The organism is uncultured Slackia sp. (genome assembly GCF_944321625.1).
Lineage (GTDB): Bacteria > Actinomycetota > Coriobacteriia > Coriobacteriales > Eggerthellaceae > Slackia.
This window is the reverse complement of sequence record NZ_CALUMA010000085.1, coordinates 38,794-64,535: the sequence shown is the minus strand read 5'-3', so window position 1 is coordinate 64,535 and position 25,742 is coordinate 38,794. Positions and strand designations below refer to the sequence as shown.

Genomic DNA, 25,742 nt, shown 5'->3' with positions numbered 1-25,742 from the left:
GTTGCCCTATACTGCGACCCATGAGCAACCAGAAGCGCATACAGGAAATCAAACAGGAGCTGGCAAGCGTTCCCACGCTGCCGGGCGTCTACCTGTGGAAAGACGCGTCCGGCCAGGTCATCTACGTGGGCAAGGCTAAGCAACTGCGCGCTCGTATGAAGCAGTGCGTCATGGGCCAGGATGAGCGCGCCAAGATTCCCATGATGCTCGAGCAGATTGACTCGTTCGAATACATCGTCGTGGAGAACGAACACGAGTCGCTGGTTCTTGAGAAGAACCTCATCCGCCAGTATTCGCCGTTCTTCAACGCCGACTTCAAAGACGATAAGAGCTATCCGTTCATTGCGCTTACCAAGGGCGATGTGTTTCCGGCCATCAAATACACGCGTGAGAAGCATGTGGAAGGAACCCGCTATTTCGGGCCGTACACCGATAGCCGCGCCGCTCGCGAGCTCGTGGACATCGCGCGCAAAGTGGTGCCGCTGTGCGCTGCGCGGTGTGCCGAATGGCGCCGTCTTAAACGCAAGCTCGATGGCGGGTCGCTCGATGCCTTTTTGTCTGAGGAGGGTACCCGTCCGTGCTTCGACGCTCATGTGGGCTTGGGGCCCGGTGCCTGCTGCGGCTGGATAACGCCCGAAGAATACGGCAAGAACGTGCAGCGCATCGAGCGTTTTCTTGCCGGCAACCGTCGTGAGTTCATTGAAGAGCTGGAGGAGGAGATGCGCACCGCCGCCGCCGACCTTGACTTCGAGCGGGCGGGACGCGTGAAGCAACGCATCGACACCATCAATGCGCTTTCCGACCGCCAGCACGCCGTATCGTCTCGCAACCTCGATGCCGACGTCATTGGTATCGAGCGCGAGGAAACCATCGCCGGCGTGCACGTGTTCATGATCCGCGAGGGGCGCATCATCAATGGCAACGAGTTCGTGCTGGACCGCGGCCGCGATGTGCCCGACGAGGACCTGCTGCATAACTTCCTGCTGCGTTACTATGATGCTACCGAATCGATTCCGCACGAGGTCATCGTGGAGACCGAGCTCGAGGACGCGCCGGCCATGGAGGAGTGGCTCGCGCGTAAGCTGGCAAGCCCGCACGGCGCCAAGGTGCGCTTCACGGTGCCTCAGCGCGGTGAGAAGGCGGAGCTTTTGGCCATGGCGCGCAAGAATGCGGGGCATACGCTCAACCGCTACAAGGTGCGCACCAACTACGAGGACAAGCGCATCAACGACGCGCTTCTGCAGCTGGAAAGCGCGCTCGCGCTCGACGCCCCGCCTATGCGCATCGAATGCTTCGACATCTCCACCATTCACGGGTCGTACACCGTTGCTTCCATGGTGGTGTTCACGGGAGGCCGCCCCGATAAGAACCAGTACCGCCGCTTCAAGATCAAGACGCCCCTCGACGAGGCGAACGATTTCTTGAGCATGCAGGAGGTGCTAGGACGCCGCTATGCGCCCGAACGCATGGCCGATGAACGGTTCGGAAAGAAGCCCGACCTCTTGATCCTCGACGGCGGCAAGCCGCAGCTGTCGGCCGCGATGGAGCAGCTCGCCTCCATGGGCATCACCGACATCCCCATGGCAGGCCTCGCTAAGCGCGACGAGGAGCTGTTCGTGCCGTGGCAGGAGACGGGCCCCGTGGTGCTTCCCAGCGGTTCTGCTTCGTTGTACCTGGTCAAGCATGTGCGTGACGAGAGTCATCGTTTTGCCATCACGTTCCATCGCGAGCTTCGCGGCAAGGGCATGACCAAGTCGATTCTGGATGATGTGGTGGGTCTCGGCCCTGTGCGAAAGAAGGCGCTGCTCAAGGCGATGGGCGGGTTCCGCAAGCTGCGCGAGGCCACGCTCGACGAAATCAAGGCCGCGCGCGCCGTACCGGACGAGGTCGCCGAAGAGGTGTTCGCGGTATTGTCGCAGTATAATGATCAGGTCTCAAAACCCCTTGATGCGAAGACCGCCGATCCGGATCCGGATTCCGACGACTAGCAACGATTCCGCGTCATTCAACCAATATGATCGCATGCACGCTTTGCCCTTGTACCCGGGCTGTAGAAAGAGAAAGGTTTCATGATGAGCGAGACGAACACCCCTTGCGTCGATGAGCGCAACAGCTTCGTAATCATCACCGGCATGAGCGGCGCCGGCCGCACTGAGGCGATGCATGCGTTCGAAGACCTCGGGTATTTCTGCATCGACAACCTTCCCGCAAGCCTTATAACCAATCTTCTCGCGGTAGCAACCGCCTCGGACACCGATAAGACGCGTCGTCTTGCGGTGGTGTGCGACGCGCGCAACAAGGCGTTCTTCGCCGACCTCGAGGGCGAGCTCGACGAGCTTCGAAAGCAGGGCGTGAAGTACCGCGTCCTCTTTCTGGACGCCGACGACGACAAGCTGGTGGCGCGCTACAAGGCGAGCCGTCGTCGCCACCCCATGTGCGAAGAGGGTATGACCATCGCCCAAGGCATCGAGGCCGAGCGCGCACTGCTGTTCTCGCTTCGTTCCGCTGCCGACGATGTCATCAATACGACCGAACTTCTGCCCATGCAGCTTCGCTCTCGCATCCGCGAGCTGTTCTCGTCGAACAGCGAACGCGAGGGTTTGGCGGTCACGGTGTATTCGTTCGGCTTCAAGCACGGCGCCGCCGATGACGCCGATATCGTGATGGACGTGCGTTTCCTGCCCAATCCCTACTACGATCCCGCGCTGCGCCCGCTGACCGGACTTGATGCTCCTGTGCGCGACTTCGTGATGTTCCGCGACGAGACGGTTGAATTCCTGGACAAGTGGAAGGGCCTTTTGGATGTGGTCATGCCGGGCTATGTCAAGGAAGGCAAGCAGCAGCTGGCGATTGCCGTGGGGTGCACGGGCGGCCAGCATCGAAGCGTCGCCATCGCCGAGGCCACGGGCGACCATCTGAAGACGAAGGGCTATCGCGTGAGCGTGTCCCATCGCGACCTGGCGTTGGCCGAGTCGGTGAAATCGGCGCTTGAGCCTGTTCCTGCGCCTGAAAAGAAGGAGGCGTAATGGACGGCTCCACCGATATGAGCCGCCCCTTCAAATACGACCCTGCGGCAACGGCCGCGTTCGCACGGTTGCGCGAGAAGGTGGGGGAGACGGCCCTGCATGATACGGCGGCTCCCGTCAAGGCCGTGGTGATTGGTGGCGGCACCGGCGCGCCGGTTTCCATCCGCACGCTTCTTACGCTTGAGGCCGACGTATCGGCCGTCGTCGCCATGGCTGATGACGGCGGGTCGACGGGAATCCTGCGCGAAGAGGCGGGCGTGCTTCCGCCGGGCGATATCCGCAAATGCCTCGCTGCGATGGCCGCTGACGATGAGGATCCGCTGACCCGTGCGTTCAAGTGTCGCTTCTCGTTCGCACGCAATCATACGTTGGGCAACCTCATGCTTTCGGCGCTGGAAGATGCCACGGGCTCGCTTCCGGAGGCTATCGCTATTTGCGGCAGGCTTTTGGATGCGCGCGGGCATGTGTTTCCTTCGACGCTCGAGCATGTGCGGCTTTGTGCCGAGACATATGACGGCATGCGCATTAGCGGCCAGGCTGCGGCATGTAAATCGCAGACCGCGCTGCGTCGGGTGTGGCTGGAATCCGATGAGCCTATTCGGGCGTACGCGCCTGCGTTGGACGCGATTCGCGAGGCTGATCTGATTGTGCTCGGTCCCGGTTCGCTGTTTACGTCTATCATTCCCAATCTGCTTGTGCCCGGCGTTATCGACGCCATTCGGGCATCGCGCGGTGTGACGCTTTTCGTGTGTTCTCTCGCCGACATGCAGGGGGAGACCTGGGGGCTTTCTGCACTCGAGCATTACGAGTCCCTCGAACGTCACGGCATGGCGGGGCTGATTGATTACATGCTTGTTCACAGCCCCGACGCGCTGAGGCCTTCCGTTTCAGGTTCGCGGGTCGATGCGCCCTCGCTGAAAGATTCGGTCGAGCGATTCCGCATGCATAAAGACGAGACGGCGTCGGGCCCCGTGATTCGTCCCGTGCGTATCGATTACGCCTCGGCCTGTACCATTCAGGACCGCGGTACGGTCGTACTGGTGCGCAACGTCGTCGATTCGCTGCGTCCCACCTGGCACAACCCCGAGGCCCTGCGCGACGCGTTCCGTTCCGTCATCAGGCTGTCGCGCGCCCGCGGTATTCGTTGATTCGCGGTCGATTGACTGTTTGGCATACCTATTCGTGAGAAAGCTAGAAATCAGAGACCATGTCGTTTACTTCGGAAGTTAAAGACGAACTTACGCGCGTAATGCCCGGTTGCAGTCATTGCGACAAGGCCACCCTTGCTGCGCTCGTGCGCATCGAGGGCACGTTGTTCTTTTCTGGCCCCGGTCGCTATCGATTGGAAATCGCCACTGAGATCAGTTCGGTTGCGCGCCTGGTCATTCGCTCGCTCCATCAGATTTATGCGCTTCGCACCGAGCTTACGGTCCGCCGCAGCGTGCTGCACAAGACTCCGAACTTCCTGATTACGGTTCCGTCTCAACCGAAGCTTGAGGCTGCGCTGCGCGATTTGGGCGTGCTGGCCGACGGCGGCCTGGAGATGGGAATCGACGAGAAGCTCGTCGAGAAGACTTGCTGCGCTGCGGCGTATCTGCGCGGTGCATTCCTGGGAAGCGGCTTCATCGCCGATCCGAGAGGCGACTTCCATTTCGAGATCACGGTGGCCAGCGAGGAGATGGCCAACGGAATCGTCGCCCTTCTTGCCGAGCGCGATATCACGGCGCGCATTCTCCAGCGCCGCAGCTCGTTTATCGTGTATCTGAAAAGCGGCACCGCCATCTCGGATTTTCTCGCTTTTGTGGGTGCGCACCAAAGCGCTCTGCGCATGGAGAACGAGCGGGTGCGCAAAAGCGTGCGCAACAACGTGAATCGCAAGGTCAACGCCGAGGTCGCGAATCAAGCGAAGAGTTCCGAGGCCGCTGTCGAGCAGATTGTGAGCATCCGCAAGCTTGCGGAAAGCGGCAAGGTGGCCGATCTGGCTCCCGGGCTGCAGGAATTTGTGCGCCTGCGCCTGCAGTACCCCAATGCGAGTCTGAAAGAGTTGGGGGAGCGTGCCAATCCGCCCCTGTCCAAGAGCGCCGTATACCATCGCGTTCGCCGTCTCGAACAGCTGGCCAAGGACCTCTGATTGCGTTCGGCTGCTTGTGCTCGGATTGACCTTGCAAGCACATGATGGGGTTCGCGCCTCGGGTATCAGATTGAAAAACTTGCATATGCAATTGTTTCAGAAATGTTTCGAGATGCGCCGCAGGCGGACCATTTCTCCAATCTGTCCGTCGTAGGTGGTAGAATTTGTGCGTTTCTGTCAATTACGAGAGATTGCGACGTCGTGCCAAACGACGAAGCTAGCAAGGAGTCACCATGGCTGAAGCCAATCAGCCCGCCGAGGCGCCCAAACGCGAGCATTTCGCGTCGCGCATCGGCTTCATTCTCGTAGCAGCAGGCTGCGCAATCGGCCTGGGCAACGTTTGGCGCTTCCCGTACATCACGGGCGAGTACGGCGGCGGTGCGTTCGTGCTGCTGTACCTGATCTTCCTGGTCATCCTGGGCCTGCCCGTCATGGTCATGGAGTTCGCTGTGGGCCGTGCCAGCCAGAAGAGCTGCGCGCAGGCGTTCGACATCTTGGAGCCCAAGCGCCGTTTCCATTGGTTCAGCTGGTGGGGCTACATCGGATGCATGATCCTCATGATGTTCTACACCACGGTTGCCGGCTGGATGGTCGCCTACATTCCCAAGATGGCGTCCGGCATGTTCAACGGCGCCGATGCCGCGGTGACGGGCGAGGCGTTCAATGCGATGCTGGCCAACCCCAGCGAACTTATTGCCTGGATGCTTGTGGCGGTGTTCATCGGTTTCATCATCTGCGCTATGGGTCTGCAGAAGGGCGTGGAGCGCATCACGAAATGGATGATGGCCATCCTGTTCGTCGCTATGATCGCGCTGTGCATCCGCGCGATGACGCTTCCCGGTGCGGGCGAGGGCATCGCGTTCTATCTGATTCCTGATTTCAGCCGCATGTTCGAAGGCGGGTGGGGCACGTTCGGCGAAGCGGTGTACGCCGCCATGGGTCAGGCGTTCTTCAGCCTGTCGCTCGGCATCGCCGCTATGGAGATCTTCGGTTCCAAGGTGGGCAAGGAGCGCAGCTTGACCGGCGAGGCCGTGAACGTCACGGTGCTGAACACGCTTGTCGCCATCCTGGCGGGCCTCATCATCTTCCCGGCTTGCTTTGCCTATAACGTCACGCCCGACTCTGGCCCGTCGCTCGTATTTGTGACCCTGCCCGTGGTGTTCGGCCAGATGCCGCTGGGTAACTTATGGGGCGCTCTGTTCTTCGTGTTCATGAGCTTCGCGGCGCTTTCCACCGTGATTGCCGTCTTCGAGAACCTCATCAGCTTCTGCATGGACAAGTGGGGCATGAGCCGCACGAAAGCCGTGCTGATCAACGGCGCGCTTGTTATCGTGCTGAGCCTGCCGTGTGCGTTGGGCTTCAACCTGTGGTCCGGATTCACGGTGCCTGGCATCGGCGACATCCAGACGTTCGAGGACTTCGTGGTTTCCAACAACATGCTGCCTTTGGGCTCGTTGATTTTCGTGCTGTTCTGCACGTGCCGTTACGGTTGGGGCTGGGATAAGTTCCTGGCCGAGGCCGATGCGGGCGAGGGCATGAAGTTCCCCGCATGGAGCCGCCTGTGGGTGAAGTACGGCATCCCTGTGCTGATTATCATCATCTTCATCATGGGGTATGCGCCTAAGTTTGCTGTGTGGTTTGGATAATGTCTAAGGGGGAAGAGGAGGGGAGGTTTCCCCTCCTCTTCCCCCTTAGGAACCCCTATCTCCTCACCCTCGCACCAGGGCGCATGGGAAACCGGCCAATCGGGGCTTCATCGCCCACAAAGCGGAATTCGCTTCGCTCTTCCGCGGCTTGCAGCGACAGTATGGCCTGAGACACCGCCAAGTGTCTCGAGCTTTTGGTTCGCACTTCGTGCGGCGGAATTCGCTTTCGCTCTTCCGCGGTTCGTAACAACAATTGAGCCTGAGACACCGCCAAGTGTCTCAGGCTCTTTTTGATTCGCGCTTTGCGTGGTGAGCGTTGCTTTGCTTGCCACGGGTGTGCTTGAGGCTATTCCTGTGTTCCTCTTGCGTTTGAGTTCACTCTATGTGCCATAATGGGCGCCATTCTACTGAAAGGCGTTATCTATGGCAGCTTCTTCGAATTCTTCTGGTGCGCGCCCAGATGCTTCTGCATCGACTCGGCGCTCGGGCGTTCCTTCCACGACGCGGCGGACGCTTCATTATTACTGGATAGTCACGCGCAAGCATTTTGGGCTGTTTGCACTGCTGGTGCTTTCCACGCTGTTCTTCGGCGGATTCCAAACGTATGGCAACCCGTTTGTCATGGGCCTGATCGTGGATCGCGTAAGCGCTGCTCCTGTGACAGCCGACCAGGTGTTTACCGTGTTTGGACCCTACATTGCCGCTCTGGTACTGGTGAATGTGTGCGGGCAAACGTGCAGCAAGCTGCAGGACTATGCGCTGTGGAAGCTCGAGATTGCGGTGAGCTACGATCTGGCAACCATGAGCTTCGACGCGCTATCTAACCAGTCCATGACGTTTCACTCCAATCGCTTCGGCGGCACGCTGGTTTCGCAGACCTCCAAATTCATGGCGGCGTACAACCAGCTGGTCGAAGCGCTGGTGCATCCGTTTTTGCCGGTGTTGGGTTCGGTCGTATTCGTGTGTATCCTGCTAGGGCCGCGCGTGCCGGTGTATGTGGTCATTCTCATGGCGCTGTTTGCGGTATACGCGTGCGTGTCCTATATCATGTACAAGCGCATTCTCCACCTTAATGAAAATGCCGCCCGAGCTCAAAACAATCTCTCTGGCGAGCTCTCCGACGCGGTGACCAATATTCTTACCGTGAAAACCTACGGTCGCGAAGACTACGAGCGTGAGCTGTTCGATCGGGCCAATCGAGAGGTGGTGGCGCGTGACTCCAAGCGCATGCGATCTTCGCTTCTGCGCGGCGTGTTAACTGCGGGTATCGCCGTGATCATCATGAGCGTGGTGGCCGTGTTCATTTCGGGTGGCAATGCGTGGTTCGGCATCACGCCGGGCACGCTGGTGGTGATGTTCACCTACACCTACACCATGACGCAGCAGTTCAACTTCGTGAATTTGGGCCTGCAGCGCTTCAACCGCGCTTTCGGCGACGCGAGCGGCATGACGCAGGTCCTTGATGAGCCCCGCCTGGTGGCCGACGCTCCCGGCGCGCCCGACCTGAAGGTACGTGAAGGCGCCATCGATTTCGAGGGCATCGGGTTTTCCTACGAGGACGGCGGCGTGGAAACGCGTGTATTCGACGGGCTTGATCTATACATTCCTGCAGGACAGCGTGTTGGTCTGGTGGGTATGAGCGGCGCAGGTAAAACTACGCTCACCAAGCTTTTGCTGCGCCTGTCCGATATCCAGGAAGGTAGCATAATGGTGGATGGCCAGGATATTTCTCGGTGCACGCAGCAAAGCCTGCGTCGTCAGATTGCCTACGTGCCCCAGGAGGCGCTGCTGTTCCATCGCTCGATCGCCGAGAACATTGCATATGGCAGGCCTGATGCCACCATGGATCAGATTCGCGAAGCGGCCCGGCGCGCCAACGCTCTTGAGTTCATTGAGCGTCTGCCGCAGGGGTTCAATACCGTAACCGGTGAGCGAGGCGTGAAGCTTTCCGGAGGGCAGCGTCAACGCATCGCCATTGCCCGCGCGATGCTTGCCGATTGTCCTGTTCTGGTGCTTGATGAGGCCACGAGTGCGCTCGACTCTGAAAGCGAGAAGATGGTGCAGGATGCGCTCGAGGAGCTGATGCGTGGTCGCACTTCTATAGTTGTGGCGCATCGCCTCTCTACGGTGGCGAGCCTTGACCGCATTGTGGTGTTGGACGGCGGCAAAGTGGTTGAGGACGGTCCGCATGCTCGCCTCATCGAGCAAGGCGGTGAATATGCCCACCTTTGGAGCCGCCAAACGGGCGCATATTTGGAGTAAGCGCTCGCTGGCTGTTTCGTCCGCGTGCGCTTTTGTTGGCAGTTGTTCCGAGTATGTAATCCGTGGCCGCGCCGAATTACCTTTCCTGCGTCAGTTTTCCCGAGTATGTAATCCAATTCGGAAGAAATTTCTGCCTCAGAATGGCGATAGTGTATTCGTGCTGCCCTATTGAAAATTCTGACCTGGGATTATGCTGGATTTACAGATGAGCTGGCGGTTGAAGGGTTCAGTACTGCTTCTCTGATGCCGGATTTTGGATTACATACTTTGAGAAACTGGCAGAAAGAAGTGATTTGGGCATCAATCTGGATTACATACTCGGAAAAACTGCCAACAAGCTATCTTGCCCATGAAAAAGCCGGCCGCCTCAGGGGCCGCCGGCTTCGTTTTCCCGTTCTGTCGTTTGCGCTCTATGCCGCTAGCTGCTCTGCGTCCTCGCGGCGAGCCATTGCCTTGTCGTAGTCGCGCGTACCGACGAAGATCTCGTTGGTGTAGGGGTTGCGACCAAGCTTCTTGGCGCGGTATGCCACATATCCAAGGGCGGCCACGTTAGCGCCAAGGGCCAGCAGCGACACGGCAAGATTCACGTCGGGGTTGTTCACGGACGACACGGAGAACTGGCTGTAGTCCAGGAAGATGGGCATGCACTGGGCGAACATGCACCACATGGCCAACGTGTTGGCGCGGTTCTGAATCCAACCGCCCTTGTTCCAAAGCGCGTTCGCCACGGTGGGGGCGAGCAGCAGCGCCAGGCCGCAGTACCAGGAGTGGTTGGGCAGGCAGTTGTAGGTGTAGCAGAAGTTCCAGATGTCGTAGCTGATGATGAACACCCAGGTCATGTCGGGCCACAGCATGTCCTGCTTCTTCTTGGAAATATAGATGCCGAACCAGCCGGTCATCACGAAGATGTTCAGGATGCCCGCGACGCCGTTGAAGACGTTATGCCAGCCGCCGTACAGCGTGATTCCCTCGGAAGACACCCATGTGGTACCCCAGGCGCGAATCGCGCTCTCGAAATCGCTCACCACGGCGATGAGGATGTTGAAGGCCACAATCACAAACGGGAAGCATTTGAACCAGTGTGCCTTTCCAAGAGGCCCCCACTGGTATTTCAGAATCATGAAGCCGATGCAGCCCGCCGTCGCGGCATAGAGCTTCCAATAATGGAACCAGCTGTTCATGTACAGGTGCGTGGGGTTGTTGAGCGCCCATTCGGCGCCCATGGACGCACCTATCGCAATGGCGATGAAGTAGGCGGTGAGAAGCCCGGGGACCACAAGAAACATTGTGATACCACCCACTTTGGACCGACGGGCGATCTCGTTGAACAGGATTAATCCGATGAATACGACGATCCATCCTATCCACTGGTAGACGGCGTTTTCGCCATAGACGTCGAACAACATGGTGCATCTCCTCCTTGATGCGTACGTTATCGAGCCGATGCGAGACCGGCGCAATACCTATACTTCAGATATGGTTGCGGCATGCCGGCTGCGCGCCCTGCTGGCATGCTGACATTCAAGAGACTCTTCGCGGCTACGGTTGTGCTCGCTCCAGGTGAAGGGTTTGGGCAATGATGTCCTTGATTACTTCGTCATCAACATCAGGGTGCTGCCTCAGATAGCCAACCAGCCCCAGGATCAGCGTATAGATGGTCTCGTACGGATGCTGTATGTCGACGGAATGCAATCGTCGGTAATCCTCCACCGTCGTGTCCATGATGTAGCGGGTCACGCGTTCGGCGACGCGGTTGACGAACGCGAGGTATAGCGCCGCATTCTCACGTGTGGCAAGCGCGCGGCGAAACGGCTTATGAGCGCTTTCGCAATCGAAGAGTTCGTTTCGAACGAGCACGACGACCGTGGAGAGCGCATGCTCGATATCGCCGACGCGTCGCTGTTCGTTCCAGGAACGCAGCGACGCGATGAACTCTTCCACATAGGTGTCCAGCACCGCAGCGGTGAGCTCTTCCTTGCTGGGGAAGTAGTGGTAGAACAGGCTGCGCGCGACGCCCATGCGGTCGGCTATGCTTTGGACAGACGTCCGCGAAAGCCCCTTTTCTTCGAAAAGCTCTCTAGCGCACGAGACTATGTCTTCCTTTCGGCCCATATGCCCTCCTCACTTCAAGGTATTTACAGTATGTGAATTAATCGACTATGCGTCAATGTACACTTTTGACGAATCGTCAATCACGGAAAGTTTTATCTATCTGGGAATATGTCTCATTCTAAATCTGTGATATGGTTTAAACAGTTCACAGAAGAAGCAAACAAACAGCTTCGAAGAAGTAATGAAAGTCGATGAAGAAGGATGGTGAGGGGATGAGTTCTTTTGAATCGAAAATGGCGCGCGTGCTTCCTGCGTGCGGAGCGATTCTTCTGACAGCAGGCCTCAGCGGCTGCGGGCCGTCGTTCGAAGGATCGGGGAGTAAAGACGCTGCCAGCGCCGAGCAGTTGGCGCTTCGTGCGGACGATCCTTGGGTGTTCGAGGTGGAAAGCTCGCAGGCCGCTCCGGTGTACACGGGTCTTGCGGACGGAGTGTATACGGGCACGGGCTTAGGCATGGACGGCCTTATTACCGTGCAGCTCTTCATCCAGGACGATCGCATCACCTGTCTCGGGGTGTCCCAGGAAGGAGAGACCCAGAGCGTAGGAGGCTTCGAAGCGATTAGGGACGGCACCTATGCGGCGATGATCGACGCGGCGCAGTGCTCCGATATCGATACGATCTCCGGGGCGACGTTCACCACGTCTGGCGTAAAGCAGGCGGTCGATGATGCCTTGATTCAGGCTGGCGCACCAATAGAGCCTCGTGAAATGGGCTCCGGCGCGTTGCCGGACGGGGAGTGACGCGAAACTCATCAGTCTGATTCGCGGATGTGAATGCAATCCGTTCGCGTCCGCACTGTACAGGGGAGGATTCGATGAACGATTTGAAAGGAAGCCCCGCTGTTTCGAGGCGCGATTTTCTTGTTGGCGCAGCAGCCGTCGCAGGCGTTGCCGCATGCGCGACGCCGTGTTCCGCGTTTGCCGTCGATGAAGGAGTGATTGGCGATTGGGCCCGCGACGGCAGCGCGGAAGTGGCGGTGCCCGATAGCGCGACGGGCAATGCGAGCTCTTCTGACGGTACGTACCGCGAGCATAATGCCGCTGCGTTTCCGGCCAACGATGCGACACCGATACCGCCTCGGTCAGTGCCCGACGCCTGGGATTACGAGTGCGATGTCGTAGTCGTCGGAGCCGGAGGCGGCGGGCTGAACGCTGCCGCCCGTGCGGCCGAGCTCGGAGCGACAGTCATGTGTGTTGAATCGATGGCGACATGGGGCGGAAACGCTCAATCCGCTGGCATGTGCGGCATTTTGGGCGGATACAGTAAGCAAGAGGAGAAGCGTTTCGCATTTCCCAGCTATCCGTTCGACCCGCAGGCGCTTACCGATTGGGCGATGGACGAGTACCATTATGCCGCCGACCCCAAGCTCATCTATCGTATTGCCGAGCAAGGCGGCCCGTCGCTCGACTGGATGGCGGACTGCGGTGTCGATTGGCGTCTGGGTGAGGTGCCGGTATACGTCGCGCCCAAGCGTTCTACGCTCGATCATCACGTTCTCAAGATGAAGGATGCGACCGATGCCATGTTCTTCTATGGGCAGAAGAAGGGCGTTTCGTACAAGTTCCGCTGCCCGGCTGAGGCGTTGGTCCAAGACGAGTCGGGCCGTATCGTGGGTGTAGTGGCCAAAGAGGACTTTCAAAATGAGGTGTACATCCACGCGCAGCGGGGCGTCATTCTTACCGCAGGCGGCTTCTGCAACAACAAGGCGCTGCTCGAGCGGTATATTCCTACAGCTGCCATGGGGTGTGCCTCAAGCTACCTGGTGGGCGGCGAGACTGGCGAGTGCTTCCGCATGGGGCTTGGCGTCGGCGCCGACGTGTCGGGTTTCAATAGCTCCGCGAGCTTCGACGGCGGCGTAGATTGGCAGGCCGAAGGCGGTCAGTGGGCGCGTTTCCTCTACGACGGCATGACGCAGCTTTCACGCCAACCGTGGCTCACCATCGACCGCTGCGGCAATCGCCTTCGCTATATGGACTCGCGCGTTGCCGAAGACGGGGCCAACGCGATCTATGCGCTGGGCGATTTGGCTACGATCCAGATGACGCCGCCCGGTCATCGCTCCTACATCATCTTCGACGCGAACTACGAAGACCATCTGGCCGGGTTCGCGCAGGAGCACTGCCGCAAGCTCATCACGCCCGACCTTGAGCAGATCGAGAAGGTCCCTGAGCATTATCGCGATTGGCATCACGGCGTTCAGGACGCCATCGACGCCGACGTTCTCAAGCGCCGCGACACCCTTGAGGAGCTTGAGCGCGACCTCGGCCTGGCAGAGGGCGTGCTCACCGAGGCAGTGGCAAAGTGGAACGAATGCTGCGAGCGCGGCGAGGACGATTTCATGTATCCCATGCCTCCTGAATGGCTCCATGCCATCAAGGAGCCGCCGTTCTACGGCTGTCGTATCGGGGGCAACCTGTACGGCACTAAGGCGGGTCTGCTGATCAACGATCAGATGCAGGTGGTCGGCACCGGCGGACGGGTGATTCCGGGCTTGTATGCGGGATGGCATACCGCCGGCGGTGCATGCGGCGAGAACAGCTATATCGGCGACCCCATTCTCGGATCGCTCATGGGCGATGTGGGGCTGGCGTTCTGCGGCGGGTACCTATGCGGCACGTCGGTCATCGAGCATGAGTTCGAGAATGAGAACGTGAAGGGAGGCGAATAGGAATGCTCGGTCAAATGAAAGCGATGGCGCGTCCTTATGCGACGCTGTTCGCGATTGCGTTGGTGGTGGCGGTATTGGCTCGCGCGGGGTTAGCCGTCATGGATGTCACGGGATCGCTCTCGTATGATTACATATCAGCCTCGGGTGTTCCCATGCTCGATGTGGTGTGCTCGATTCTTACCGGTTCGGCTTTGGTGGCGTTTCTCTTCGACGCAGGGCTGGCGCTCACGCTCTCGACGGCAGGCGTTGCCCTCTATGTCGCGTTGTGCCGATGCAAGGGCCTGCGCGCGCATTCCGCCTCGGCGTTTCTTTGGGGATGGGCGACCGCGCTGGTTGCGATCGTATGCCTGGGCATCGTGGCAAGCGGAATTCTGTCGGCGGTCCAGGTTGGCTCGATGAGCAGCAAGCTGCCCGGAATGGGTGTGATTGTAGCGGGTATCGTGGGATTCTCTGCGTTCATCGGCACGTTGCTCGGTGCCGCATCGATGGTGGCATCCGCATGCCTCGAAGGCGCGAACGGCGAGAAGAGCGCCTGCGTACGACTGGTGGCCGCGGCGCTTTGCTGCGGCGTTCCCGTCATGCTTCTTACCGTGGGGACGTTTTCCGCCCTCAGCGCGGCGTCGGTCGATACCGGAGCGCTTCTGATGTGGTTCGCTGCCGACCTCGTATGCAACCTCGTCATCCTCCTGGTCGCTCCGCGCGTGCTTGTGAGAAAAGCCGCTGTCTAGCGTAGGGGTTCACAAGAGCCGATCGCGCATATCCCCCTCCAGCCTCCGGGCATCTTGCTCGGAGGCTTTTTGACGCTAATGGCCAGGTGCGTTTATTGGATGGGGAGCAGGTCGTCGTAGTTGACCTGCTGCGCAGCATGTTTGCGTGCGCGCAATCCGTCAATCACCACCGTGCCTACCTGCGCGATGGCGTCGCGCCCCTTGTCATCGAGCTTGCTCCACAGCAGCTCAGATGCGATGCGGTCGGTAGTGTCGCTGATTACATTCGCTTGGAACGCGCCCTCTTCGGTTAAAACCGCGTAGACGGCTTTCTTGTCAAACGGGCTTCCCATGCGTTTGATCCAGCCGTGGCTCGCCAAACGATCCACCGTGCGCGTCATGTTGGCGGTCGATGTGTCCAGTGCTGCAGCGATATCGACGACGCGCTGGGGCGTCGCAACTTCGTTAAGGCGCATCATGATGAGCGCTTCGCTCAGCGGCACGCCGCACGAATGCTTGAGTTCGCGTTCGATTTCGAGCCTTACGAGCTCGATGGACACGAGCGTTTTGGAAGCGGGGTAGCGCTCTGCCTTGCGCGACAGGGGAGGATCGATCGTGGCGCCTGCGGCAACCGAGGCTTCGAGGATAGCGCGCCATGAAGCGTTTTCGGTGGGGAAGAGCTCATAGAGAAGCCCCACGATCTTCTTATTGACACCTTCGATATGGCGAATGCCCTCGCCAGTGGCGTGGACGATTTTGGCTCGGCGGTCCGATTGGCCTTCTTCGCGTTCGATAAAGGAGTGGCTTGCAAGCACGTTGAGCGATTGTGTGACCACATTGGGCTTGAGCCGCAGGCTTTCACCGAGCTTTCCTTGGCCTATTCCTTCCGGGGTTGCCGAGGCCACTTTCACGAGCACGCGGTATTGGGTGACGTTGAGGTCGCTCGCTTCGTGCAACGCTCCTTTGAGCGCCTCATGCGTGAGGCGGAAGGCGACGAAGAACGCGGAATCGAATCGGGGCGGGGTGCCTTGTGCGCTGGGTACTGGCGCTGTAAAGGATGCGGCGGTTTCTGACATGGGGCACCTCGGGTTTCGGTTCTTGCGGAATTCTGCTGGCGCATCGTAGTTCGGCTCGCGAATGCCGATGCGATCAGAATTAAGCCGATTGATAGCTATTTGACTACATTCGTGAAGCGTTTATAGTATATCCTTAATCTTTGATTGCGCATGCGACCTCGCCACCGTTTCTCCTCAATTTGAAGGTGAGATTTGGTTGACCGGTATGATTTGGCGTAAAATTGTCGGATACGATTTTGCCGGCAATGATTTGTTTGGCGAAAAAGGGCGTAACTCTTCAGTTTGGACGGTTCGTCGTCGCCGGTCCTCTTTATGGCTTGGGCCTTGGCGAACGGCGTGTTTGTATTGTAATCGATTCCTCAATCTAAGGAGACTGCGACATTGGCTAACGAACATATCCATGGCGGCAATGAGACCGCCAGCAACGTTGACGCCGGCAAGCGTTCCGGCTCTAAGCAGACGCGCGCCAACGATTCCGAGCAGGGCGCATCGCAGGCGGGTCAGGGCAAGAATCGCCGCCATCGCACGAAGCGTCACATGACGGTCACGGTCGAGCACAAGCGACCCCAGATCACCCCCGAGGACCAGATGGAGAAGGAGACGTTCTCCAAGCCCCGTACGCGTAAAGCGCGTGGCGGCGCCCGCCGTCGCGGCAGCGTCGAGCGCAAGCCCGATGCGATGCTCAAGGTCATCCCCCTGGGCGGTCTGGATGCCATCGGCAAGAACATGACGGCGTTCGAGTGCGGCGACGACATGATTCTGGTCGATGCGGGCCTGATGTTCCCCGATGACGACCATCCGGGCATCGACCTGATTCTGCCCGACTACACCTACGTGCTGGAAAACGAGCACAAGCTGCGTGGCATCATCATCACGCACGGCCACGAGGACCACACGGGAAGCCTTCCGTATCTGATGAAGGACCTGTCTCGCAAGGTGCCCATCTACGCCACCAAGATGACGCTTGGCCTGGTCGAGGGCAAGTTCAACGAGCACCGCGTGAAGGCGCGCCTCGCCGAGGTCAAGGCGGGCGACGAAATCAAGCTCGGGTGCTTCGTGATTGACTTCTTTGCGGTGAATCACTCCATCCCCGGCGCGCTGGGCGTGTTCCTGCAGTCGCCTGCGGGCAATGTGCTTCATACCGGCGACTTCAAGCTCGACCAGAGCCCCATCGACGGCGTGCACACCGACTTCGGTGCGCTCGCCCGATTCGGCAAGATCGGTGTCGATCTGATGATGTCGGACTCCACCAACGCTATGAACCCCAACTTCACGCCTTCCGAGGCCGAGGTGGGTCGTGCGCTGCGACCTATCATCGAAAACGCCAAGGGCCGCGTCATCATCGCCAGCTTTGCAAGCCATATCCATCGCTTGCAGCAGATCGCCGATGCGGCTGTGGCCTGCGGCCGCAAGGTGGTCGTGACCGGGCGCTCCATGGTGCAAAACACCGATATCGCGCGCCGTTTGGGCTATCTGAAGATTCAGGACGTCGACCTCATCGACGCCTACGACCTCAAAGACATGCCTGCGGACAAGGTCGTCATCATGTGTACCGGCAGCCAGGGCGAGCCGCTGTCTGCTTTGGCGCGCATCGCCAATGGCGAGCATCGCACCATTCAGATCGACGAGGGCGATACGGTCATCATTTCCGCCACGCCCGTTCCCGGCAATGAGAAGGCGGTGACCCGCGTGGTCAATTCGCTCGCCAAGATTGGCTGCGATGTATACGACAAGCGTCGTGCCACCGTGCACGTATCCGGTCACGCCGGAGCCGAGGAACTCAAGCTGGTGCTCTCCATCGTGCAGCCCAAGAACTTCATGCCCGTCCACGGCGAGGCGACGCATCTGCGCGCCCACGCCAAGCTGGCCGAGGCCACGGGCGTGCCCGCCCGCAATATCTTCCTGTGCGAGAACGGCGACACCCTCGAGCTCACTCAGGAAGGCGTTCGCTTCGGCGAGCCTGTGGAAAGCGGTATCGTGTACGTGGACGGCCTCTCGGTGGGCGATACCTCCAAGGACGTCCTCGACGAGCGTCAGACGCTCGGCGGTGCCGGCGTGGCCCTGATCTGCGCCGCGGTCGACCCGCGCAAGAAGCAGATTCTTGGCAACGTGCGCGTCGAGATGCGCGGCATCACCGGCGGCGATGTATCGGATCTGCGCCGCGAGGCCACCGACACCGTGAAGGGCACGCTGCGCCGCGCGCTCGAGAAGGGCACCAAGGGTCGCGACCTCGAAAAGACCTGCCGCGACTCCCTGCTGTCGCTTCTGTGGGAGCGCACCAAGCAGCGCCCCATGGTGGTCTCAAGCATCATCGAGCTATAAGCTTACGGGGCAGCCGTGGGGGAGCGAAGCGAACCCCACGCGCGCGAAGCGCGAACCCAAAGACCGTGAGGCACTTGGCAGTATTTCAAGTTCCACCGTCCTTGCGAGCTGCGGGCGAGCGCAAGCGATGCCCGCACGGTGGGCGATGAGGCCGTAAGCAGCCGGTGTCTCATGCGCCCTGGAGCGAGGAGCAAGGGGAGGGGGATGCAAAGGGGGAGGGGGAAGAGGACCCTTCCTCTTCCCCCTCCCCCTTTCAAACCCTCGCATTTTGCAAAAAACCATGCAATTTAGCCAACGACCGGCACACCAGGTATAATCTCCCAGTCCAAAAAAAACGAAGCAGATACGCAGCAGTGTAAGGAGCAAGAAGAGTGGCTCGCGGTTCCAAGAAAGCCGAAGCACAACCGAAGAGCAGTTCAAGCAAGCGCAATTCCGGCCGCGTCGCCTTGAAAGAGGCGGGCGCCAAGGCCGGCAACGGCCGCAAGGCGGCTGCTGCTCGCGCTCAGGCAGAGCTTGATTTCAGCGAGCCAAGGATCTTCGACGACCGCACCAGGCGCGACATCGCGGGCGTTCTGTGCGGCGTCGTGGCCGTCGCGCTGTTCGTCATCGCCGTGCTTCCTCCTTCAGGCTTCATCACCTCCGCGCTCTCGCAGGGCCTGCATCTAGGGCTGGGCTTCGGGTGCTATCTGCTTCCCATCATGATGCTTGCGACAGGCGTCTGCATGCTGGTACGCACCGAGCATAGCCATCTTGGCTTGCGCGTGGGCATAGGACTGTTCCTCATCCTGATAGCGCTGATGTCTCTCTTGGCGCTGTTCACGCCTGGCGCTGCGACGGATCCCTATGCCGTGTTCTCGCGCGACCCTGCGGCGTCGGTTGACCCGCTTGCTGTTCGCGGGGGCTATATCGGCGCCGGCATAGCCTGGGCGTTGCTCGAGCTTTTCGGGCAGGCCGTAGGGTGCGTGCTGCTGATCGGCGTCGCATTGGGCGGCGTCGTCATCATCGGCTTCTCGATTTCGGGTGCGCTTTCTGCCATTCGCGACAAGGGACATGACTTTCGCGAGATGCGTCGCGAGCGCCATGCGGCCGAGCAGGAAGACGACATGACCGCACTGGACAGCCAGCCCTACGACCAGCCTCGTCCGGAGCGCAATCGTCCTTTCGGCGGCATTCGCCGCTCCGTCGACCCCGACCATACCGTCGAGCAGGCGCCGTACCGTCCGGAGCCTGCGGCGCGTGTTCCCCGCGACCTTTCGCGTCCTCGCCGCGCGTCGCAGTCCATCACCCAGGTTCTGGGCGATTCGCGCACCATGTACGGCGGCCCTCATGCCTCCGACGTCGATATGTACTGGCCGTCCGACTACGCCTATGACGAGGGCCTGGCGGAGGCCGAGGAGATGCAGGCGGCGCAGGCGGCCAAGACGCGCGTGCTTGGAGTCGACGAGGGCCCCCGCATGAAGAAAAGCTCACGTGCTCGCGTGAACGACGGGCCTGCTGACAAGACGGTGGCGCTTCCCTGGAACGACGAAGCGGATACTCCTGAGGCGCCCGTCGAGGAGCCCAAGCCTATGACGCGCCGTCTTGCGCGCAAAGAGGATGCTCCCGCCGCTCATGCCCCTGCCGCTCAGCCGGCTCCGAAAACGCGCTCTTTGGCACAGAAGCCCAAGCTCGATGACGCGCCGGGCGAGACGCGCGGCGGCTTCACGCTGCCTGCGTTCAGCCTGATCAAGCATACCTCCAAGGCCGAAAAAGCCGACGAGAATGAACTGCGCGAAGTGGCCGCCGAGCTCCAGGGAACGCTCGAGGACTTCAGTATTATGGCCCAGGTCGTGGGCTGGGTGGCCGGCCCTACAGTCACGTTGTTCAAGGTCGATCTGCCTTCGGGTGTGCGCGTGAGCCGCATCCTCGCGCTCCAGGACGACATCGCGCTTGCGCTGGCCGCGCCGGGCGTGCGCATCTTCGCGCCCATCCCAGGTACCAACCACGTAGGCATCGAAGTGCCGAACAAGGTGCGTCAGACGGTGCTTCTGGGCGACGTGCTCAAAGACGCCAAGGGCGGCCCGCTCGAGATGGCCATCGGCAAGGATGTCGAGGGCAATACCATCCTCGTGGACCTCGCCAAGATGCCTCACCTGCTCATCGGCGGCACCACGGGCTCCGGTAAGTCGGTGGGCATCAACTCGATGATCATGTCCATCCTCATGCGTGCGACGCCCGACGAGGTGCGCTTCATCATGATCGACCCCAAGCGCGTCGAGTTCACGCTGTACAACGGCATCCCTCATCTCTATGTTCCCGTGGTTACCGAGAACAAGGAGGCGGCAAGCGCTCTGGCTTGGGGCGTGGCCGAGATGGAGCGCCGTTTGAAGGTGATGTCGAAGGCAGGCGTGCGCAACATCGCCCAGTACAATGCGAAGGTCGAGTCGGGCGCGCTCGATCCCGACGGCCCCGACGAGTCCCAGCCGGCTAGCGGCACCAAGCAGCTTTCCATCGACGACATTCCTCAGGCGCCCAAGAAGATGCCCTATATCGTCATCGTGATCGACGAGCTTGCCGACCTCATGATGAACGTGGGTAAAGAGGTGGAGCTTTCCATCAGCCGCATCGCTCAGCTGGCGCGCGCCGCGGGCATTCACATGATCATCGCCACACAGCGCCCGTCCACCAACGTGGTTACAGGCCTGATCAAGGCCAACATCACCAACCGCATCGCGTTTTTGGTTGCCTCCGGCATCGACTCGCGCGTCATCCTGGACACGCCGGGCGCCGAGAAGCTCATCGGATGGGGCGACATGCTCTTCAGCAAGCCTGAGTGGGCGAAGCCGCAGCGTTTGCAGGGCTGCTTCGTCTCCGAGGACGAGATTGAAGCGGTGGTCGAGCATCTTAAGTCGCAAGGCGAGCCAGAATATCACAACGAGATTCTGCAGACCAACGTGATAGGCATCGGGTCCTCCATGCCTGACGGCAGCGGTGGAGGTTCAAGCTCGGACGATCCGCTGATCTGGGAGGCGGCCGATATAGTGGTTTCGAGTGGATTGGGCTCGACGTCGAATATCCAGCGCCGTTTGAGTGTAGGCTATTCGCGAGCAGGGCGTATCATGGATATGCTCGAAGAAAAGGGCATCGTGGGTCCGCCGAACGGCAGCAAGCCCCGCGAAGTCCTGGTGGACGCCATGGAGCTGGAGAGCCTCAAGGCGTTCGAGGCGCATGACGCCGAGGATTCTGTATACTAATGATTGCCGGGCGGAGGCACCGTCCGGCTTGTCGCGTTTTTTGAGCGGCCCCTTGGCCGCACGAATATAAGGAGGTACCACGCGTGGATGCCATGAATTTCGGCGACGTTCTTCGCCAGGCGCGCGAGCGCAGCGGCGAGGATATCGTCTCCGTCGCCCGCCGCATTCGCATCCGCCCCGACATCCTGGAGCGCATCGAGGCATCCGACCTCGACGGCATGCCGCCTCGCGGCTATTCGCGCAACATGATCAACGCCTATGCACGCTACCTGGGGCTTAATCCCACTGAAGTGGTGAAGATGTATCTGGATGCTCAGTACCGCAACCAGGTCGAAAAAGCGCGCGAGAACATCCGTCCTACCGGATTCGACATGTCCGCCGGCAGGCGTCGGGGTCACAACCGCGAAACCGTTTCCTCGTCGGAGACGCGCGCCCATCTTTCGAGCTCTGCGGGCTCCTCGTACAGCCGCGGCCTGCCCGCTTCCGACGATGAGTTCTTCAACGGGCCCGCTCCCACTTCCATTCCGCCTGCGGCCACCACACGTAGGATCGGCGCGGTCCACGTGGGCTCCTATAACGCCTACGGGCAAGGGCTCTCGCAGCGTGCCGCCGCCCGTTCGGCGGGCGAGACGCGTGTGATGGACCCCATCGACGACCGCCATCATTCAACGCATCGCGCGCGCCGCTCGGCGCTTTCCGAGGAACACTACGGCAACCTGTATGCTGCGCCTTCCAATCTGGGCGTGCATAACCATGGGTCCGGATTGCGCGAGAAGCTCCCGTTCTTCATCGCGGGCATCGTCATCTTGCTGCTGGTTGTGGTCATCGTGGTCATGGTTAACGGCATGAACAGGGCGGCCACCTCCGAGCCCGCAAGCCAGCCTATGAACGTGACGGGCATGCCCGGCTCCGAGAACGTCCAGCAGGACGATACCGCGTCCGACGGCGAGGCCGCGACCGATGAGGCCTCTCAGCAGGCCAAGGAGACCGAGCCCAAGGAAGTCGCTCCCACCAAGACCACGATTTCCTATGAAGTTGCCGACGGTGAGACTCCGTATATCGAGATCTGGGAGGGCGACAACTGCACGTTTGCGAGCGATGTCACCGGTCCCGCCACCGAGAGCTTCGACGTCACGGGCACGTTCGAGATCGTTGCAAGTCCCTACGACGGCCTTACGGTGACGCAGGACGGCGAGAAGGTCAACATCGACGACAACGTGTCCAGCGGCATCTTCCGCTATAGCGTCGATTTCCAGGAGGTTCTCGACGCGTGGAACAAGGAGCATGGTTCGACGCCTGCGGACGAGGGCGATGCGTCTTCCGCGTCCGACGAAGACGGGGCCTCCGATGATGCTTCGTCCGGCGATGCCTCATTCGATGGCTCGACGGACGCGGCCGAATAACTTCCGACCGACATCATTTTGGACAGAAAGGGAAACCCATGGCTAAAGATTCCAGCTTCGACGTCGTGTCCACGGTTGACATGCAGGAGCTCGATAACGCATTCCAGCAGACCAAGCGCGAGCTCGCACAGCGCTACGACCTCAAGGATTCCGGTGCCGAGGTCTCGTTCGACAAGGGCTCGCGCAAGATCACGGTGAGTGCTCCCAGCGACTTCGTTGCCAAGCAGGTCATCGACGTAATGTCGAGCAAGCTCATCCGCCGCGGCATTGACCTGGCATCCGTGAAGTGGGGCGACCCTGTCCCCGCCGCCGGCCAGAGCGTTCGCCAGGTGGCGGACATCATCGAGGGCATCGACAAAGAAACCGCATCGGCCATCAACAAGGACATCAAGGCCCAGAAGCTCAAGGTGAAGGTCACCATCGAGGGCGACAAGCTTCGCGTGAGCTCCGCTTCCAAGGACGCGCTCCAGGACGTTATCGCCTTCCTCAAGAGCAAGGATTACGGCCAGCCGCTTCAGTACGTCAACTATCGCTAGGTTCAATCGTTTTGGGCGCATCCCTTTGTTGGGGATGCGCCTTGCTGCGCCTGCGGGCGCTTTTATTCTGATGAGGATGATGCATTCGTGAGCAATATCGACGTAACCACAGCCCATTGCGTGTCTTCGGCACCCTCGGTGTGCTTTGTGACGCTTGGGTGCGCCAAGAACGAAGTCGACACCGCTGAGATGACCAAGCGCGTTACGGCGGCAGGATTCTCCGTGGTCGACGATCCTGGGGCTGCTGATGCCGTGGTGGTGAATACCTGCTCGTTCATCCAGGCTGCGACCGAGGAAAGCATCGAATGCATCTTCGACATCTGCGGGCTCGAGAACTTTGAGAGCGGGCGTGCGAAGCTCGTTGTCGCGGGTTGCATGCCGGCTCGCTACGGAACTGACCTCGAAGGAGAGTTGGCCGAGGCCAGCGCGTTCGTGCCCTGCTCCAAAGAGGACGATATCGCAGACGTCTTGCGCGAACTGCTTGGCTTCAAGGGGGCATCTTCGGCGACCAGGGCCGTATCGCCGTACGCTGCAAGCCCCGCCTCGTACGTGAAGATAAGCGACGGGTGCGACCGATTCTGCTCGTTCTGCGCCATTCCCTACATCCGCGGCGCCTATCACAGCTTCCCTTATGAGGACGTGAGGGCGGCGGTGGCCGAGCGCGTGGCGGCGGGCGTGCGCGAGATCACGCTTATCGCCCAGGATACCGGCAGGTGGGGGGAGGACTTCGATGATGCCGACACCACCGCCCATCTGCTTGACCGCCTTGCCGATGAATTTTCCGATACGTGGTTCAGGCTTATGTATATAGAGCCGCAGGGCGTGACCGACGAGCTGCTTGATGTCATAGCCGCCCGTCCCAACATCTGCTCCTACCTTGATGTGCCCCTGCAGCATGCCTCCAAGAAGATTCTGCGTTCCATGAATCGCAGGGGCGATGCCCAGAAGCATCTTGACCTGGTTGCCCGCATGCGCGAGCGCGTGCCGGGCATCACGTTGCGCACCACGCTCATCGCCGGCTTCCCGGGCGAGACCGACGAGGATTTCGAAGAGCTGATCTCGTTCCTCGAAGAGGCCGAGTTCGACTACGCCGGCGTGTTCCCTTATTCGGCCGAAGAGGGGACCCGTGCCGCCACGCTTCCCGACCAGGTGGACGAGGACGTCAAGATCGCCCGCGCCCAAGAGGTGCGCGACCTTGCCGACTCCATTGGCGAGGCGCATGTGTCCCAGCGGATCGGGCAGGAAATGGACGTGCTTGTGCTTGGCCGCGAAGAGGACGGCCAGCTGTATGGCCGCGCCATGTGTCAGGCCCCCGAGGTGGACGGCGTGGTCTACCTCGAGGAAGGAGAGCCGGGCGACATCGTGCGCGTGAAGATTACCGACACCCTCGTGTATGAGATGGAAGGCGATATCATCTATGACTGATTCCCGCCCCAAAGGCTCTGACGCCATTCTCACTCCTGCGAACATCGTGACGCTCGTGCGCATCTGCCTGGTGCCGGTGTTCGTCGCCGTGCTCATCAGCCCCTGGCCCGAGTGGATCGGCTACGATTGGCTTGACCAGTGGAAAAGCTGGATCGCCGCCGCGGTGTTCGTAATCATCTCCTGCACCGACTGGCTGGACGGCTATCTCGCGCGCAAGCGCAACGAGGTGACCGACTTCGGCAAGTTCATGGATCCGCTGGCCGATAAGATTCTGGTCATAGCGGCGCTCTTGGTGCTTGTCGAACTGCGAGCGCTTCCCAGCTGGGTGGTGCTGATCATCGTCGCGCGCGAATTCATCGTTTCGGGCGTTCGCATGGTGGCGGCCAACAAGGGCGAGGTCATCGCTGCGTCGTGGTACGGCAAGTTCAAGACCGTGTTCCAGATGATCGCCATCGTGCTGTTCGTGGTCAAGGAGAACACCGTAATCTTGGAGTGGTCCTCATCGGCGTATGGCGCTCTGTATGCCCTGAGCTGGCTGATCATGGCAATCGCGCTCGTGCTGACCATCGTCTCCATGCTCGATTACATTTCCAAGGCACGCCATCTCATCGGGTTCAAGCCGCGTAAGGGCTCTGCCACGGAGCAGGCTGCCGCGAAGGCCCAGGAGTCGGCCGTCGAAGAGCGCGTCATCCAGAAGGCATCCGCAAAGGGCGTCACTCTGGGCACGGCGGAAAGCTGCACGGGCGGTCTTATCGCTGCCACGCTTACCGATGTTCCCGGCGCTTCCGCGGCGCTTGCCGGCGGCATCGTGAGCTATGCCAACGAGGTCAAGCGCGATCGTCTTGGCGTCGACGCTCAGACCCTTGAGGACAAGGGCGCGGTAAGCGAGGAAGTGGCGTGCCAGATGGCGTCAGGTGCCCGCAGGGAGCTTTCGGTCGATGTGGCCGTGTCGGTCACGGGCATCGCGGGGCCGGGCGGTGCCGTTCCCGGCAAACCCGTGGGAACCGTGTGGATCGGCGTTTCTTCGCATTTGGGAACCTCCGCGCGGCTTCACCATTTCGACGGCGACCGCGATGCCGTTCGTCGTCAGACCGTCGAGGCGGCTCTTGGCGTGATGCTGGAAGAAATCGAAAAAATCTAACCTTCTTTCATTGGAGGCGCCAAGGGGATTTGCGCAAGATTCGTTCGAGAGCTT

At 60.3% G+C, this 25,742-nt stretch carries 18 protein-coding genes; 15 read left to right on the top strand and 3 right to left on the bottom strand.

Annotated elements, in window-relative coordinates:
• Positions 1–20: 20 nt before the first annotated feature.
• From uvrC to Q0J60_RS07500, 6 genes are all read left to right on the top strand, one after another.
• On the top strand, positions 21–1,988 hold the full coding sequence (uvrC, locus tag Q0J60_RS07525; RefSeq protein WP_294440152.1) for an excinuclease ABC subunit UvrC: 1,968 nt from the start codon (positions 21–23) through the stop codon (positions 1,986–1,988).
• Between the two features lie 84 nt (positions 1,989–2,072).
• Entirely contained in the window at positions 2,073–3,026 is a 954-nt protein-coding gene (gene rapZ, locus Q0J60_RS07520; protein ID WP_294440190.1) for an RNase adapter RapZ, read from the top strand.
• Entirely contained in the window at positions 3,026–4,174 is a 1,149-nt protein-coding gene (gene yvcK / locus Q0J60_RS07515; protein WP_294440150.1) for a gluconeogenesis factor YvcK family protein, read from the top strand. Before rapZ ends, yvcK begins: the two co-directional genes overlap by 1 nt.
• 59 nt (positions 4,175–4,233) lie before the next feature.
• Positions 4,234–5,157 carry a DNA-binding protein WhiA gene (gene whiA / locus Q0J60_RS07510; RefSeq protein WP_294440148.1) on the top strand — a complete coding sequence of 308 codons (924 nt, stop codon included), beginning with the start codon at positions 4,234–4,236 and terminating at the stop codon, positions 5,155–5,157.
• A 233-nt stretch (positions 5,158–5,390) separates the two neighbouring features.
• On the top strand, positions 5,391–6,803 hold the full coding sequence (locus Q0J60_RS07505) for a sodium-dependent transporter (protein WP_294440145.1): 1,413 nt from the start codon (positions 5,391–5,393) through the stop codon (positions 6,801–6,803).
• 423 nt (positions 6,804–7,226) lie between these two features.
• A complete protein-coding gene (locus tag Q0J60_RS07500) occupies positions 7,227–9,065 on the top strand; it encodes an ABC transporter ATP-binding protein (RefSeq protein WP_294440143.1) in 1,839 nt (612 codons plus the stop codon).
• Between the two features lie 410 nt (positions 9,066–9,475).
• On the opposite strand, the gene Q0J60_RS07495 is transcribed toward Q0J60_RS07500, so the two are convergent.
• Positions 9,476–10,471, bottom strand: coding sequence for a DUF5692 family protein (locus Q0J60_RS07495; RefSeq protein WP_294440141.1), 996 nt, complete (start codon positions 10,469–10,471; stop codon positions 9,476–9,478).
• A gap of 133 nt (positions 10,472–10,604) precedes the next feature.
• A complete protein-coding gene (locus Q0J60_RS07490; protein WP_294440139.1) occupies positions 10,605–11,177 on the bottom strand; it encodes a TetR/AcrR family transcriptional regulator in 573 nt (190 codons plus the stop codon).
• A gap of 212 nt (positions 11,178–11,389) precedes the next feature.
• Between Q0J60_RS07490 and Q0J60_RS07485 the strand changes: the two genes are divergently transcribed.
• The 3 genes from Q0J60_RS07485 (at position 11,390) to Q0J60_RS07475 (ending at position 14,573) form a co-directional block, all read left to right on the top strand.
• Positions 11,390–11,917 carry an FMN-binding protein gene (locus tag Q0J60_RS07485; RefSeq protein ID WP_294440137.1) on the top strand — a complete coding sequence of 176 codons (528 nt, stop codon included), beginning with the start codon at positions 11,390–11,392 and terminating at the stop codon, positions 11,915–11,917.
• A 74-nt stretch (positions 11,918–11,991) separates the two neighbouring features.
• Positions 11,992–13,845, top strand: a complete 1,854-nt coding sequence (locus Q0J60_RS07480) for an FAD-dependent oxidoreductase (RefSeq protein ID WP_294440135.1) — start codon at positions 11,992–11,994, stop codon at positions 13,843–13,845.
• A 2-nt stretch (positions 13,846–13,847) separates the two neighbouring features.
• Positions 13,848–14,573, top strand: a complete 726-nt coding sequence (locus tag Q0J60_RS07475; RefSeq protein WP_294440134.1) for a hypothetical protein — start codon at positions 13,848–13,850, stop codon at positions 14,571–14,573.
• Positions 14,574–14,665: 92 nt separating this feature from the next.
• On the opposite strand, the gene Q0J60_RS07470 is transcribed toward Q0J60_RS07475, so the two are convergent.
• Positions 14,666–15,628: a MarR family transcriptional regulator gene (locus Q0J60_RS07470; protein WP_294440133.1), complete on the bottom strand. Its 963-nt coding sequence runs from the start codon at positions 15,626–15,628 to the stop codon at positions 14,666–14,668.
• Between the two features lie 537 nt (positions 15,629–16,165).
• Between Q0J60_RS07470 and Q0J60_RS07465 the strand changes: the two genes are divergently transcribed.
• The 6 genes from Q0J60_RS07465 (at position 16,166) to pgsA (ending at position 25,688) form a co-directional block, all read left to right on the top strand.
• Positions 16,166–17,950, top strand: a complete 1,785-nt coding sequence (locus Q0J60_RS07465; RefSeq protein WP_294440188.1) for a ribonuclease J — start codon at positions 16,166–16,168, stop codon at positions 17,948–17,950.
• Positions 17,951–18,321: 371 nt separating this feature from the next.
• Positions 18,322–21,183, top strand: a complete 2,862-nt coding sequence (locus tag Q0J60_RS07460) for a DNA translocase FtsK (RefSeq protein ID WP_294440132.1) — start codon at positions 18,322–18,324, stop codon at positions 21,181–21,183.
• Positions 21,184–21,275: 92 nt separating this feature from the next.
• Positions 21,276–22,586 carry a RodZ family helix-turn-helix domain-containing protein gene (locus Q0J60_RS07455; protein WP_294440186.1) on the top strand — a complete coding sequence of 437 codons (1,311 nt, stop codon included), beginning with the start codon at positions 21,276–21,278 and terminating at the stop codon, positions 22,584–22,586.
• Positions 22,587–22,624: 38 nt separating this feature from the next.
• Complete coding sequence (locus Q0J60_RS07450; RefSeq protein ID WP_294440131.1) at positions 22,625–23,122, top strand: YajQ family cyclic di-GMP-binding protein; 498 nt, start codon at positions 22,625–22,627, stop codon at positions 23,120–23,122.
• Positions 23,123–23,209: 87 nt separating this feature from the next.
• Positions 23,210–24,547, top strand: coding sequence for a 30S ribosomal protein S12 methylthiotransferase RimO (gene rimO, locus Q0J60_RS07445; protein ID WP_294440130.1), 1,338 nt, complete (start codon positions 23,210–23,212; stop codon positions 24,545–24,547).
• Positions 24,540–25,688 (top strand): CDP-diacylglycerol--glycerol-3-phosphate 3-phosphatidyltransferase, encoded by a 1,149-nt coding sequence (gene pgsA, locus Q0J60_RS07440; RefSeq protein ID WP_294440129.1) that lies wholly within the window; start codon positions 24,540–24,542, stop codon positions 25,686–25,688. The genes rimO and pgsA overlap by 8 nt, the downstream gene beginning before the upstream one ends.
• Positions 25,689–25,742 lie beyond the last annotated feature (54 nt).